General features: G+C 36.8%; 13 protein-coding genes. 9 read left to right on the top strand and 4 right to left on the bottom strand.

Annotation, left to right across the window (positions count from 1 at the left end):
* Window position 1: 1 nt before the first annotated feature.
* From KA713_03975 to KA713_03950, 6 genes are all read left to right on the top strand, one after another.
* A complete protein-coding gene (locus KA713_03975; GenBank protein ID UXE67772.1) occupies window positions 2–625 on the top strand; it encodes a hypothetical protein in 624 nt (207 codons plus the stop codon).
* An 8-nt stretch (window positions 626–633) separates the two neighbouring features.
* Window positions 634–2,961, top strand: coding sequence for an ABC transporter permease (locus tag KA713_03970; GenBank protein UXE67771.1), 2,328 nt, complete (start codon window positions 634–636; stop codon window positions 2,959–2,961).
* A 5-nt stretch (window positions 2,962–2,966) separates the two neighbouring features.
* Window positions 2,967–5,156: a peptidase domain-containing ABC transporter gene (locus KA713_03965; GenBank protein ID UXE67770.1), complete on the top strand. Its 2,190-nt coding sequence runs from the start codon at window positions 2,967–2,969 to the stop codon at window positions 5,154–5,156.
* 14 nt (window positions 5,157–5,170) lie between these two features.
* Window positions 5,171–5,590: a hypothetical protein gene (locus KA713_03960; GenBank protein ID UXE67769.1), complete on the top strand. Its 420-nt coding sequence runs from the start codon at window positions 5,171–5,173 to the stop codon at window positions 5,588–5,590.
* 174 nt (window positions 5,591–5,764) lie between these two features.
* Complete coding sequence (locus tag KA713_03955; protein UXE67768.1) at window positions 5,765–6,511, top strand: hypothetical protein; 747 nt, start codon at window positions 5,765–5,767, stop codon at window positions 6,509–6,511.
* A 145-nt stretch (window positions 6,512–6,656) separates the two neighbouring features.
* On the top strand, window positions 6,657–7,394 hold the full coding sequence (locus KA713_03950) for a hypothetical protein (GenBank protein ID UXE67767.1): 738 nt from the start codon (window positions 6,657–6,659) through the stop codon (window positions 7,392–7,394).
* Between the two features lie 69 nt (window positions 7,395–7,463).
* Here the strand turns inward: KA713_03950 and KA713_03945 are convergent, their stop codons facing one another.
* The 3 genes from KA713_03945 to KA713_03935 all read right to left on the bottom strand — a co-directional run bounded on the left by KA713_03945 (window position 7,464) and on the right by KA713_03935 (window position 9,313).
* Window positions 7,464–7,769 (bottom strand): hypothetical protein, encoded by a 306-nt coding sequence (locus KA713_03945; GenBank protein UXE67766.1) that lies wholly within the window; start codon window positions 7,767–7,769, stop codon window positions 7,464–7,466.
* Between the two features lie 287 nt (window positions 7,770–8,056).
* Window positions 8,057–8,641, bottom strand: a complete 585-nt coding sequence (locus KA713_03940; GenBank protein UXE67765.1) for a hypothetical protein — start codon at window positions 8,639–8,641, stop codon at window positions 8,057–8,059.
* 45 nt (window positions 8,642–8,686) lie between these two features.
* Complete coding sequence (locus KA713_03935) at window positions 8,687–9,313, bottom strand: IPT/TIG domain-containing protein (GenBank protein ID UXE67764.1); 627 nt, start codon at window positions 9,311–9,313, stop codon at window positions 8,687–8,689.
* A gap of 477 nt (window positions 9,314–9,790) precedes the next feature.
* Between KA713_03935 and KA713_03930 the strand changes: the two genes are divergently transcribed.
* The 3 genes from KA713_03930 (at window position 9,791) to KA713_03920 (ending at window position 11,509) form a co-directional block, all read left to right on the top strand.
* Window positions 9,791–10,696 (top strand): HipA domain-containing protein, encoded by a 906-nt coding sequence (locus tag KA713_03930; protein UXE67763.1) that lies wholly within the window; start codon window positions 9,791–9,793, stop codon window positions 10,694–10,696.
* Between the two features lie 104 nt (window positions 10,697–10,800).
* Window positions 10,801–11,199 (top strand): HipA N-terminal domain-containing protein, encoded by a 399-nt coding sequence (locus KA713_03925; protein ID UXE67762.1) that lies wholly within the window; start codon window positions 10,801–10,803, stop codon window positions 11,197–11,199.
* A 121-nt stretch (window positions 11,200–11,320) separates the two neighbouring features.
* The gene (locus tag KA713_03920) at window positions 11,321–11,509 is read left to right on the top strand and encodes a hypothetical protein (protein UXE67761.1); all 189 of its coding nucleotides are present in this window, start codon (window positions 11,321–11,323) and stop codon (window positions 11,507–11,509) included.
* Between the two features lie 271 nt (window positions 11,510–11,780).
* Here the strand turns inward: KA713_03920 and KA713_03915 are convergent, their stop codons facing one another.
* Window positions 11,781–14,666, bottom strand: a complete 2,886-nt coding sequence (locus tag KA713_03915; GenBank protein ID UXE67760.1) for an insulinase family protein — start codon at window positions 14,664–14,666, stop codon at window positions 11,781–11,783.
* Window positions 14,667–14,798: the final 132 nt, after the last annotated feature.

Genomic DNA, 14,798 nt, shown 5'->3' with positions numbered 1-14,798 from the left:
AATGCTTATTAAATCTATCTCTTTTTTCTCCATCTTAACGATTATGATCAGTTGCAACGCTAAACAGCCTCACAGTAAAATTGAAATTGAAATTGATAGTATGGCCAGCATTGATCAGGCGATAATCGCAAAAATAGAAAATTCCACTTTCCCTGACAGGGAAGATTTATTAAGTGAACAGCAAAGTATCTTAAGGGAAAATACCCTTAGAGCAAAAGGAATTCTCAAAGAGTTCGGCTATCCAGGAACTGACAAGGTAAGTAAGGAAACTTCTACAAATTTTTGGCTTATCGTTCAACACTCAGATCACGACATAGAATTTCAAAAAGAAGTATTATCAATTCTTGCGAAAGAAGTAAAATTAGGACACGCATTAGTCATAGATTATGCCTATTTATTAGATAGAGTTAGAGTGAATGAAGGGCTACCACAGATTTATGGAACGCAAGTGTATTATGATAGCCTAAATAATCCCCAACCCAAAAATGTCGAAAATCCCGATGGACTTGATTCAATCCGCAAATCAGTTGGTCTCGAACCCATATCACAGTATCTGCAATTGTTAAAAGCTAGTCGATTAAAAGTAGGTGATACTATCAAAGGTAATTTTATTATTACTAATTGAGGTTTTCAATGGTCAATCATATAGTAAAATCAGCTTATAAGCGTATTCTAAAACACAAAACATCCTATTTAATTTGTTGCTTAAGTCTATCAATTGGCCTTGGGATAGTATTTGTTTTGTTGCAGATACTAATGTTTGAATTAAGTTTTGATTCCTTCCACTTAAATCATAAAAATAAGTTCCTGTTAGAGATGGAATGGAATTACAACTCAACATCAATTGCTACTCCGCCTCCATCAGGAATCTACCAAGTAATAAAAAATGAAAGTATCGTTAAAAATGTTTGTAGAGCTTTTTTAATTTCTGATCCCTTAGTCTATCATGAAAAGGTAGCTCCTGAAAAAAAGCCCGTTAATACACTATTGAAAGTTGATCAAGAGTTTTTTAAAATATTTACTATTGAAACAACTTCTGGTGATGCATTAAAATTATTCTCAGATGGTAGATACATTTTATGCACAGAAAAATTTGCTAAAACGATTCATCAATCAAAATCAATTGTAGGTGACATCCTAAAAGTTGAAGGGAAAGAATATGTTATTTGTGGAATAGCCAAAGATTGGCCAATTAATTCTAGCTTAAAATTTGATTTAATAATTTCAACATCCTCTGAAAATCTATCAGCAAATAGTGAAGAAGAACTTTCTTTTATTTACGTTGAACTTTTTGATTCAGAAAGCCTAAGTAGTTTGTTGCAATCGCTAAATTCATTTATAAAAAGTGAATTTCCTGAAAACACCCCTAAGTTGAAGGGAATAAACATCGCTAACCAACACATTGAGACAGATTTATTACCGAATAGGATATCTAGGCTTCAACTGGCTATTTTTTCTATAGTTAGTGTGATTATCCTTCTAATAACACTAAGTAACTATTCAAGTCATTCTTTAACAATCGCAATTAAGGAAATGAGGTCTATTGGCATAAAAAAAATTCTTGGAATCAATAAATCTCAACTTATACTAGGATTTTTTGTTGAAGCTAGCCTTATAGTATTTTCATCAGTTTTGCTTTCATTATTCTTGATCTGGTTCTTAAAAAATCAATTGAGCGCATCTCTTTCTGTAGAACTAGAATTCAATACATTAAGTAGAGAATTTCTTTTTTTAACATTCGCCACGTTAATTTTCTGTTCTTGTATAATAACCGTATTTATTTACGGTACTGTCACTCGTATTTCTCCATCTGAAATATTGATTTCAGCAAAATTGCCCAAAACGTTTATACACAAAAGCATAAATTATATAGTTGGATTTCAATGCATTGTAACCTCAGTATTTCTGGCGCTTACGATGACAGTAGTCCAGCAGAGAAGTTATCTTGATAATTTAGATATTGGATTTAATAAATCAAATAAGTTAATTCTTGACTTTGAAAGTGATAGACAGAGTAATCAAATTAATAATTCGCCTTTGCTTTTTAAGCGCGAAACGGAAACTCTATCCGGAGTAAACGCTGCCTCCCTTACAAGTTTCCTGCAATCATTGTCAATTAGGTCACTTAGGCTTGGTCAAACAAATGAAAATGTTGAAATTTATGCCATTGAAGCAGATGAAGGATTCATCCCCTTATTTAATATTGAAATTGTAGAGGGCAAAAACTTTAGTAGTCGTAACGAACTTAAGGAAATCATTCTAAACACCTCTGCATACGAGATATTAAAGAATCAATTCCAGCTTCAAGTTGGAGAACCTTTTCCTGATATTGCAAATAGTGTAATAGTGGGGGTTGTCGGAAATTTTCTATTTAATGGATTTCGCTCTAAGAATACTCCGTTAATCCTTGAGTACAATGCTAATTATTCAAAAAGATGTATTATCCAAACTACAAATTACAATGAGGTCCTTGCGGGCGAAATCAAGCAATTATGGTCGAAACACTTTTTAGGAATCCCCTTTGAAATAAAGGAATTTAGTCCTGAATATGATAAAAAGTTTCTACCAGAAAATAGGCTGTCTTGGATATTAATGGCGGGGGCTATTATGAGCATTGTAATTTGCCTTTTGGGTTTCGTAGGAATGGCTCAGTATGCTACAACAAATAGAAGAAAAGAAATGAGCATACGGAAAATTTTTGGGTCTAGCTCTAAACAAATCACAATTCTTTATTTTAAGAAATTCCTGAAAGTCTTTTTTTTCTCCGCACTACTCTCGACCCCCATAACGTATTTAGCATGTGAAGCTTTTCTTAATTTGTTTGCATATAAAATCGATTTTGGCTTAGGAATAATAGTGGTATGTGTGCTAGCACAAATCTTCGTTATTTTAATTATTGTTAGTTTTCAAACGATAAGATCCTCTATGATAAATCCCATTATTGATTTACGTTACCAGTAGTCAGTATGTTTAAAAAATTCCCAGTATATAGACAGCAAGATTCTCAGGATTGTGGGCCAGCATGCCTAAAAATGATTTTTGAATATTATGGGAAGAAAATAAGTCTAGAGGCACTAAAAGAGGAAATGTTTTTCACAAAGCATGGTGTTTCATTATTCTCAATTGATAATGCAGCTCAAAAATATGGGTTTGAGACACTTCCTTGCGAGGTGTCCATTAATGACATCAAAGAAGCTAATTTGCCAGCCATTATTCATTGGAACAGCGAACACTTCGTTGTTCTTTACAAGATAAGGGAGGGTCAATTTAGCATAGCTGATCCTACTTTTGGTTTAATTAATTATAAGAAGTCTGAGTTTACAAAATGCTGGAGCAATGATAAAGAAGATGGAGTAGGTATCATGTTATTATTACAGCCCACCAGAAGATTTGAGGAGTTAGTTATTCAAGATAGCTCATCTAAAATAAATATCTATTCCTTCATAAAGAAATACCTTCTTAGGTTTAAAAAACTCTGGTTTCAATTTCTATTGGGGGTACTAATGGGAGGTGTTGTGCTGTATACCATTCCATTGCTGACACGTGCAATTGTAGATACAGGAATACATTTTAAAGATGTTAATCTTATTTATATTATTCTACTTGGTCAATTTTTTTTGTATTTGAGTAGTGCCACCATAGAATTTATAAGGCGATGGATAATAGTCAATTTAAGCTCCAAAATTTCCGTAAATATTCTTTCCGATTTTCTAATTAAAATGATGCGTTTACCGTTGCGTTTTTTTGATACTAAGATTATTGGGGATATACTTCAAAGAATTGAAGATCACGAAAGGATTGAGGCATTTATTTCTGGGTCTTCATTAAATTTTCTTATTTCAGTTGTCGTTTTCATTACATTTATAACAGTACTATTCATATTTAATACACCGATTTTTCTAGTCTTTATTTCAATAAGTTCACTTTATATAATTTACTCGCTTCTATTCCAATCAAGGCGTGCCGCATTAGATTTTAAGCGCTTTAATAATATGGCGCAAAATCGCAGTAATTTGATTGAGATTATCCAAGGAATGCCTGAAATTAAGCTTAGTAATTCAGAAAAAGTTAGACGTCAAGAATGGAATAAAATTCAAGAAAAGCTTTTCAATTTAAATATGGAAAGCCAAAAGTTGCTTCAGTTTCAAGACTTAGGCAGCAGATTAATTAATGATTTAAAAAATATAGTGATAACAGCAATCTCAGCTACAGCCGTGGTTGCGGGAGAATTCACAATTGGTCAGATGATTACCATTCAATTTATTATTGGCCAATTAAATGTTCCCCTGAATGATTTTCTTTTCTTTATTCGGTCTTCTCAAGACACTAAATTGAGCTTAAAAAGGATAAGCGATATTCATCAATTGCAAGACGAGGATTCGCTAGATGAAAATAAAAGTAGCACTATTAAAATGGATAATGATGTAGTCATAAATAATTTATCATTTAGCTATGAAGGTGAAGGTTCTACTGAAGTACTAAAGAATTTATCATTAATAATCCCCAAAGGAAAAATAACTGCCATTGTGGGGTCAAGTGGAAGTGGAAAAACCACGTTGATGAAACTGCTATTGAAATATTACTCTATTGCCAACAATTCGATTTTAATAGGTGATCATGATTTAAATAATATTAAAAGTGAAGTTTGGCGAGCAAAATGTGGAGCAGTACTGCAAGAAGGTTTTCTTTTTTCTGATTCGATTTCAAGAAATGTTGCACTATCTGATGAATTTCCAAACATTGAGAAAGTAAATTTTGTTCTTGGCCTTGCAAACCTAAAGGAATTTGTTGACACCCTGCCTCAAGGCTTAAATACTAAGATTGGGAGTAGTGGCGTTGATTTAAGTGTAGGGCAGAAGCAAAGGTTATTGATAGCCCGTGCACTTTATAAAGACCCTGAATTTCTATTATTAGATGAAGCTACTTCTTCTCTTGATTCACGTAACGAAAAAATCATATCAGAAAACCTTTATGATTATTTCTTTAAAGGTAAAACTGTGTTGATAATTGCACATCGGTTAAGTACAGTAAAAAATGCCCATAAAATTGCTGTTTTAGAAAATGGAAATATCGTGGAAGAAGGCACTCATTCTGAATTACTAAGCTTAAAAAAACAGTACTATAATCTAATAAATAATCAGCTTGAACTTGCCTAATTTAAAATAATTTGATGTCAATAGAACTTTCATCAATACTAAATCAAAAAATTCCTTGGTTTTTAAGGTGGGGATTAACCGTGTTACTAATAGCTATGTGTGTTATAGTATTTTTTTTATTGTCAAGCAATATAAAAATATCAATAAAAGTACCTGCCAAAATAGCACATATAGAAAGTAATCAAATATGCATAAGCTTAGCTACTGACAGTAATATTAAAACAAGTGACTTAATAACTCTCAATCCCAATAAAATTAGATTAATATGTAATCAAAAAGAAATAGGTGTTGATAAAGTGATCAATAATTGGGATTGCTACACCATTACCGATGAAGTTGACTTGAAGCTGGTTAAATCTTGCTATGGTAAATCAGTCACAATTATAGCTGATACTAACCTAAAGAATTTAATTCTCAAAATATACTCGTTTTAAGAATCTAACTAAATTGAATGTCTTATGGTGTCTTTATTCAACTTATTTGAAAAAAGCTACATAAACCAAGCATTAAAACAAATATATATGGGGGCTTAAAATTGTATTTTGGTTTTTAACAGCAGTTGGTGTAGCATTCATAGTTGGTTATCTTTTTTCTATTACTATCGTAAAATGCCCAAGTTTGATGAAGCTAAGTATTTAGATAGATTTATCACAGTAGTGCAATACGCTGATAGGCTGCATTATCAAAAAATATTCTGTCCTGAGTGTGAGATTGCATCTTTGCACTATGTAAAAAAACAAAAAATCGCACCGTACTTTTCGTCAAATCGAAACATTGAACATGACGAAGATTGTCAACATTATCACGAACAAATTAGCCCTCAACTTTTAAAAGAACTAAGCACTAGCGAATTAGCAGAAGACAGAGAGAGATTTAATTTCTTGATCAACTCTGGCCTCGAATCGGCCTTAAGGCAAATGTTAAAAAATCTTGGCAATAAAAAGACTAAGTTGACAGATAGTGAAGTCGATTTGGGACGGAGTATTGTTAGCAATGATGGAAAGAGTATTAAGGAAGCTATCAGACGAGTTCATATTACCAACATACGCAAACAAGACAACCTTGCAGGAGAGTATATGATAATTTACGGTAATGCAGAAACCAAGTTATCAACACGCGAACTTATCAACAAAGCTACTGGCGAAAAATTCTTTAGCGGTATGGTTACCTTTAAAAGCAACAATTCACTTTATTTTTCGGTACTTCTTAAAAGTTGGCAATTACCTCACTTTGAAGAAAGAAAAATTCCAATAAATGTAAGGTTTGCAGTTTTTGGCCAACTTAAGTCACCTGAAAAAAAGTATTTGAACTTAACGATTCGATTAGTGGAGGATTTTCGATTTCTGCCGTTTTAAAAATCTTAAGAAAAATAAAACGCTTTCTTTTTAAATTTAGTTTATCCCTTCAACTAAATTTCATCTTTATTTCAAAACCCTTAACCTGCGTAAATACCTACTCGTTAATGCCCACAGAAGGTAACTAATTTAACCCTTCTACATTATGGCTTCAACAAGTGAGACAGGACATGCGAAGAATGTTGCAAACTTTGAAGAGCTCATTGGCTTTTGCAACGGGTATGGGGCTGCCTACAATCCAAGCAAGGCTTCGATCAAGATCGCAGCACTCCAAACTTTGCTTACGAGCGCACAGGGTGCACTAGCGGCTGTTAAGTCAGCTAAAACAGAATTTGACAATACTACCAATGACCGCGAGATTGCCTTTGAGCCACTCAAAAAACTTTCAACCAAAGTATTGAATGCACTGGCAGCAACTGATGCAGCACAACAAACAATTGATGATGCTAATGCGGTTAACTTCAAAATCCAAGGAAGAAGGGCAAGTGCAAAAGCCGTGGCCAAGCCAGCTAAAGAAGGAGAGAAACCAGTAGAGCCAAACAATATCTCTACCTCGCAGCAAAGCTACGATAGCCAAGTAGACAACTTTGCCAAATTAATTGAAACACTTTCGGCTGAGCCTTTGTACGCGCCCAATGAAGTGGAATTGCAAGTAGCATCATTAAATACGTTGTTAGCGGACTTGCGCAGCAAAAACAGCGCGGTAATTACGGCTACCGCTAACTTAAGCAACGCCCGTATCCAGAGAGATAAAATCCTCTACGCTGATTTAACAGGGTTGTATGACATAGCACAAGCCGTAAAACAATATGCTAAGTCCGTGTTTGGAGCAACAAGCCCACAGTTCGGCCAAGTGAGCGGCATTAAGTTCACAACAGCGTAGTTAATTTGTAAATAAAGCAAGTTGCTTTTCAAACCTCTGAAGACAAGTCATAAATCTTCAGAGGTTTTTTTAATTTAGAGCAAGTGCATTTATAAAGTTGGTTTCCCAAAGTACAATTATCGCAACCCAATTTGTAGTTCTTGCAACATGATTTGTAAATCTCGCATCCCCAGACATAATTCTCGCAACCCAATTCTTTGTTTTTGCGAGATGGTTTGTAAAACTGCCATCCCAATTTGTAAAGTTTACAATCGGGTTTATAAAACTCGCATCCCAAAGTTTAGTTGGAGCAACCCAATTCTCAGTTATTGGAAGATTGTTTGTATTTGGGCATTGCCTTCGGCACGGGCTATCCGCTGCAATCTTTTTGCCCATGAAAACTTGTAAGATAAATAAGGATTTTAGAATTAGGTCAAAAAGGATTTACGCTGCTATCCCTAATGCATTTGCCAGCTCAGCAGCTACACACATTGTGCAGGCCACACTTCCCTCCCACTTCCCAAGCCTGCCCAAAGAGTGTCGCTGCCCCAGTCCGTTGTAAATTATTAGATTGGGTTTTCTTGAACCCCGCGATAAAAACTTTCGAAGAAGATTGGGTAAGGCCCGTAGCCAAAGCTACATAACATAACGCAAGTACATTATATAACTCATTCCTTGCTAAGTTACCTCACATAAATAGAATTGGCTGATGCGTTTTTCAAGCCATCGGTAAGGTTCACAGCAAACCCGTTCTTCCAGTACTTCGCCACACTTTTTGTCCGATTAAATTCCATCCCCGCCACATACACATCTGTCCCAGAAACAAAAATAGAATTGGCCCATGCTTCTTCTGAGCCATCGCTAAGACTAACGGCCGTGTCATTCTTCCAGTATTTGGCTACATTTTTTGCCCCGTTGAATTCTACCCCAGCAACATATATATCTGTCCCAGAAACGAAAATAGAATTGGCTGTTGCACTTTTAGAGCCGTCAGTAAGACTAACACTTGTACGGTTTTTCCAGTATTTAGCTACAGAATTTGTTCCGTTGAATTCTCTCCCTGCGACATACACATCTGCGCCCGAAACAAAAATGGAATTCGCACCTGCACTTTTGGATCCATCCGTAAGGCTCTGTGCTGTGCCATTCTTCCAGTATTTGGCCACATTATTTTTTTCGCCTGATTCTACTCCTGCGACATACACATCTGCGCCCGAAACAAAAATAGAATTAGCAACTGCACTTTTAGAGCCATCGGTAAGGCTCACAGTCGTGTTGTTCTCCCAATATTGGGCTACAAGATTTGATCCGTTCTATTCAAAGCCGGCAGCATATACGTCATTATCAGATACAAAAATTGATTTGGCGCTTGCATTTTTTGAACCATCGCTAAGTCTAACGGCCGTGCCGTTCTTCCAGTACATGGCCAAATAATATGTATTTGTCCCGATAGGTTCAGAGCCTGCTACATACACGTCATTATCCGTCACAAAAATGGAATTGGCTTCAGTGCTGTACCAGATATAACTAAGGCTCACGGCCGAGTCGTTCATCCAGTATTTGGCAACATCATTTGTTAAGTTGGTCGCATCAATGGCCTCAGAGCCTGCAACGTATACTGAAGCCTCACAAGTGAATAATGAAGAGAAAGCTGTTTGGTTACCCACTGTTACCTGTAGTCTGCCTGTACTCGCTCCAATAGGTATAGTAATTCTTAATTGAGTGGTGGAGGCAGATTTTACAATGCAAGTTTTTCCATTCAGTAAAACGATATTCTCTGAAACCGAGGTACCAAACCCTATACCAGTAAGGTTTATGGTAGACCCGGAGGTTCCTTGAGCTGGGGAAATGGATGTTATGGCTAATGCTGGTGTTTTGTCATCTTTAGAGCAGGTGATTAATAGTATGAAGGATAATAGACTGAGCATTAACTTCTTCATATTTCTATAGTTATATAATGACCATCGGTGGTTCTCTTAATACTTGCGGCACGCGTTGCAAACGTAGGTTTGCTAAGGTTCCGCTACAATCTTTTGCCCTTAAAAACTTTTAACATAAATAGTGCTATCCCTAATGCTTTTGCCAGCGCAGCAGCAACACACATTGTGCAGTCCGCGCTTCCCTCCCACTTCCAAAGCCCGCCAATAAGTGCCGCTGCCTCTGCCTACGGAAACCTTCGGCAGACAGGCCAGCCCGGTCGTAAATAATGAAGGTTGAGTTATTGAAAGCCCACGCTAAAAAACTTTCTATGAAGATTGGGTAAGCCTCCCGCGAGGCCGCGGGACAGGCTCTGCCAAAGCTACTTAACATAACGCAATGCCATTATATAACTATTTCCTCGCTAACACCCTGAATGTTGTAAATTAATAAAAATTCGCCTATTTAAGGGTGTTTTTTAAAAAGTAGAGTAGTTACTGATGAAAAAATATTTACAGCCAGACAAGATCGAAAATTACTCGGGCTTTCGTGCTGGTTTAGGTAAGATTGAGATTCTTAAAAAGCATCAGTACTATGTGACAGACCAACCTGTTTCGGGTGATGCACCTAAAAAGTTTATAAAGCACTATGAATATGGTGAAGCAGCAAAACGCCACCCCAACAAGTGGCCAGCCTTCATTGCAAAGACTGGACATAAGTGGTACCCAATTGAATCCATCACCGAATATCTTTTGAATCGATTAGGTGAAACATTGGGTATTCGCATGGCCGCATCAAAGTTGGCCTACGGTGGCTCTCAAATCCGTTTTTTGAGCAAGTACTTTTTGGCTCCTGATCAATCTTTGGTACATGGTGCCCAGATTTATGCCGGGTATTTTGGTGACGATCAGGATTTTGTAGAGGAAATAGAGAAGAACAAACTTGCCAAGGAATTATTGACCCTCCAGATTACTCAAAAGGCGATTTTAAAATTCTTTCCCATACATGCCCATCAGATTTTAGAAGACCTGATTAAAATGCTTCTTTTTGATGCGTGGGTTGGTAATAATGATCGCCACTTCTATAATTGGGGTGTGATAACGGACGTTAAGGGTAGGCAAACACCCTACTTTTCGCCCGTCTATGACACCGCCCGTGGTTTATTCTGGAACTATCAAGAGCAAAAAATTGTATCTTTGAGCAAGAATTCTAAAGAACTTGAAGCTCAGATTAAGAAGTACATTACCGGTTCCTCTCCTAAGATAGGATGGGATAGTGAGGTCGATATAAATCATATTCGGCTTGTAGAGCAAATTGCCAAATATAATTTTGGGCTTAAGAGGGAAAGCATTCATGACTTATTTTCGGATGACAATCTTAGAAAATGCGAAGCGCTGATTTCATGATGAGTTTCATGGTCTGTTGAGTCCCGAAAGAATTTATGTGGTAAATCGGTGCCTTGAACGTAGAATTGAAGAAATTAGAAAAGTAATTTAAATAAGGAGGAAGTATGTTATCAGTGTTGAAAGGTTTGTTTAAAGAGCCATTAGGAATGGCAAGGACGAAAACTCAGGTACAAAGTCATGAGAAGTTTGAGCTTGGCTACAAGGAATTGGAAATAGGCACGCTTACTTTTAAAGATGGTGTGTGGGTTTTCAAGTATGCTGATGAATTTAAAAGTCAGAATGAAATTCAGCCTATGATTGATTTTCCAGATACTAATAAAACGTATCGGTCGGATGAATTATGGCCATTTTTCTTAAGTCGTATTCCTGGGTTAAGTCAGCCAGCCGTTAAAGAATTGTTGCGTAAGGAAAAGATTAATGAAGAAGATGAAGCAGCACTTTTGAAACGCTTTGGTAAGACAAGTATTACAAGTCCATTTACGCTTGTGCCTGAAATGGCTTAAGATTTTAAGTAGATACTAATGAAGTAAAAGAGATGTCGGAAGGCATCTCTTTTTTTGTGGCAATGCCTGCGGCCCGGGGCTATTCGCTACAAGTCCGGCCTCGCTCCTGCTAACGCGCTTCGTGCTTTCCGCTTCCCTGTCTGCCGAAGCGGCAGCGCAGGCAGGTATCCCTATTGCTTTTGCCAGCGCAGCAGCAACACACATTGTGCAAGCCACGCATGCCAATGCTAAGACCAAAGCCTGCTCAAAGAGTGTCGCTGCCTCTGCCTACGGAAACCTTCGGCAGACAGGCCAGCCCGGTGGTGAATGATGAAGATTGAATTATTGAAAGCCCACGCTAAAAAAACTTTCTGTGAAGATTGAGTAAGCCTCCTCCCACGAGGTCGCGGGACTGGCTCTGCCAATGCTACTTAACATAACGCTCGCCATTATATAACTCCATAGGAACTAAGTTTCTCCATCAAGAAACACTTCCGCTGTGGCGGTACAAACAAATCTGAAAGCAAATCCAAACCGCGTTTTTGTGTGTTATACTCATAGATAAGAACTTGTTTTCTTTAAAGCGTTAAGTTCGAAGCAGCCTATTCAACAAAAAATTCCTTTCTTTCAAGCCTCACGATTTTTCCAAATTTTGATAAGCGTTGTATATCCATTCTCTTTAAATCACCATAAATGGTTATTATGTAGGGTTTCCCTTTTATATGTTTTTGATAAAACTGATTAATGACTTCCATACCAATATCGTTATACAAAATGGAAGCTTCTCTATTTGGATCTTGGATATAACCCATTGTTCTCCATCCTCGAACAGTTAATGGCAATGTCTTAAAGTTTGGAAAATTAGTATTGATCGCCATCTTTAGACTTTTTTGAAGCATATCTTCTCTTTCCTTCTTTACTGGCATGTTGGTCACCAAATTTTGCATAACCTCAATAGCCTCATTGCTTTTGTCGGCCTGACAGCCGATGTAACCATAAAAGCTACCAGGCATTTCATCAACAATGGATGGAGAATAATTACCACCAGTAGAGTATGCAAGGGAACGGTATTCTCGAATTTCTTGCATTGCCAAACCTGAAAATCCACCGCCAAAATATTCATTAAATGCATTCTTTAATCCATATTCCGCTCTCGGGTATTTTTCGCCTTTTACGTAGAAATAAATTTGACTTTGTACTGCTTTTTTATCGTTCACAATGTAAATGACATTTTCAGTAATATCCCTGCCAATCATAGGGTTAAGCGGATCAGATTTTAAATTGCCAGATAGACTAAACGTTGTTCTAAATAGCTCATTGAGTTTTTGAGCGGAAGTGCTTCCACTAAACAATATGTCCATTTTATAATCCTTAGCAATTGATTTGTACAATGAGATATATTCCGAAGCGTCTGTTTCTTTTATGTTTTTGAGACTTTCTCTAGAAACATAGTATGACAATTGACCAAGTGCACCGTACCAGAAAAGAGCAGTGCCAATGGCACTAGGACTCCTGCCCTCCAGTTTTCGTTCCGTCTTTATCGAATTGAAAACCAAGTCTTTCGTTGTCTTATCAGTTTTTCCGTCCTTAATTAGGTCATTAAGCAGTGCCAATGCTTTGGCCAAATTCTGCTCCTCACCTTCTAATGTAACAGTTGAATAGTTTGAACTAGCGCTAAAAAAATAAGTACAACCAATTTCGCTAAATGCCAGCTTTAACTGCTCAATATTTTTATCGTTAGTTGCAGCGTAGTTCATACATTGGGCGGCTACAGAAAGTTTGGGTTCTTTTACTGTTCCTTTGTGAAAATTAATCGTCAGGTAAAACAGGCTATTTACGGGATTCTTTGTTGCATAAATGGAATGAGTATTTTTATCGAGCACATCAATATCCGTGTTAAAATCTACAAACCTTTCTTTTGCTTTCGCAGTTTCTATTAGCTCCCAAGTATGTCCAAATTCTGAAATCCCCTTTTGTTCATTTTTAACAGCTTTGAAAGATGGCTTGCTAAGTTTATTTTTCTTCCCGAAGCCCGTTCGAGACACAAGTTTTGCATAGTTTTCGCCAAAATAGTGATTGGCCACTCTTATAATATCATTCTTTGTCACGCTGCTTATTTTACTGGGATAAGAAAGCGTTTCAATCCAGGTATTCCCCATATTGATTGCCTCTCCTATCTTAATCCCACGACTTTCATTATTTTCCAATGATTTTTGAAAGTCAATTCCGATTTCACTTTTGGCGGAGCTCAAAAAAGATACATCAAAGTCACCGGTCTTTAATCGGTTGATTTCATTTTTGACTTTTTCTTCGGCTCTCCTCAATGATTGTCCAATAATCTTGGGCACATAAAAAACAGAAAGCACGCTACTCTCATTCTGGATGGTACCAAATGATCCTACGTAAAGCATTTCGTTCCTAAGCTGAATTTTATTCAGCAACCCTGTTTCGCCTTCGTTGAATAGCATATATTCTATCACATCAAATACCGGCCTATCAGGGTGATTGGCTGGAGGCGTTTGATAGGATAGCAGCGCAACTTTAACTGGTGTAATTCTGCGTTTCGTTGTAGGATTTCCAACAATTGGATCTGGTGGTTGCACTCTTGTATTTAGGTTTGGATCTGATTTTAGAGTGCCAAAATATTTCTTGGCCAACCATAAAGCTTCCTGTAAATTAAAGTTTCCTGATAAAATCAGTGCCATGTTGTTAGCAACATAATACTTATTAAAGAACGCTTGCATCTTGGAAATTGAAGGGTTTTTTAAATGCTCGACACTCCCTAGCGTAGACCACTGCCCATAAGGATGATTGGGATAAACTAATTTCAAAGTCTCATCGAAAATTTTTGTTTGTAAGTTGTCCAGTGCCCTATTCTTTTCTTCATAGACAACTTCGAGTTCTGTTTGAAACGATCTAAAAATGGGATTTCTAAAACGTTCGGCATACAAGCTCATCCATTTTTCTAATTCATTGCCGGGAAATGAATTGTGATAAAATGTAATTTCCTTGTTGGTAAAAGCATTGATGCCAGTTCCTCCAATTTCTCTTAGTAATTTATCAAACTCATTCGGTAAGCCGTATTTAGATGCTTTAATTGCTTGTTGGTTAATTTTCCGTAGTAGATTATCCTTTTGTGCTTTATCGGAAGTCCGCGCCAAGAGATCGTATAGGAAGGTAATCGAATCGATGTGAATTTTTTCCAATTCAAAGTTGGTGGTACCCAACTTATCTGTTCCCTTAAAAAGTAGGTGTTCAAGATAATGAGCCATGCCTGTTGCATCAGGGCTTTCATGTTTTGATCCAGCATTTACTAAAACGGCTCCAAAGACATTGGTTGCGGTGGAATCATAATTGAGTGATATTTTAAAACCATTGTCGAGTACATACTCATGCACTTTCAATATCGGATTTGGCTGAGAAAAGACGTTGAGACACGAAAGTAGCAAGAAAATGAGTGATGCCGGGTATAACCTATAAATGCTCATATAAAAAATTGATTATTCAATACTGACATTCAACTAATTCGAGGGAGAATGCTAAAGTATCAGTAGCTTAAAATTAAGGCGATTTATTTGAACTTTCAAAACACCCCCCTCTTTATCGTTGCAAACATATAG

This window comes from Chryseotalea sp. WA131a (assembly GCA_025370075.1).
Lineage (GTDB): Bacteria > Bacteroidota > Bacteroidia > Cytophagales > Cyclobacteriaceae > ELB16-189.
This window is presented reverse-complemented; position numbering and strand designations above follow the sequence as displayed.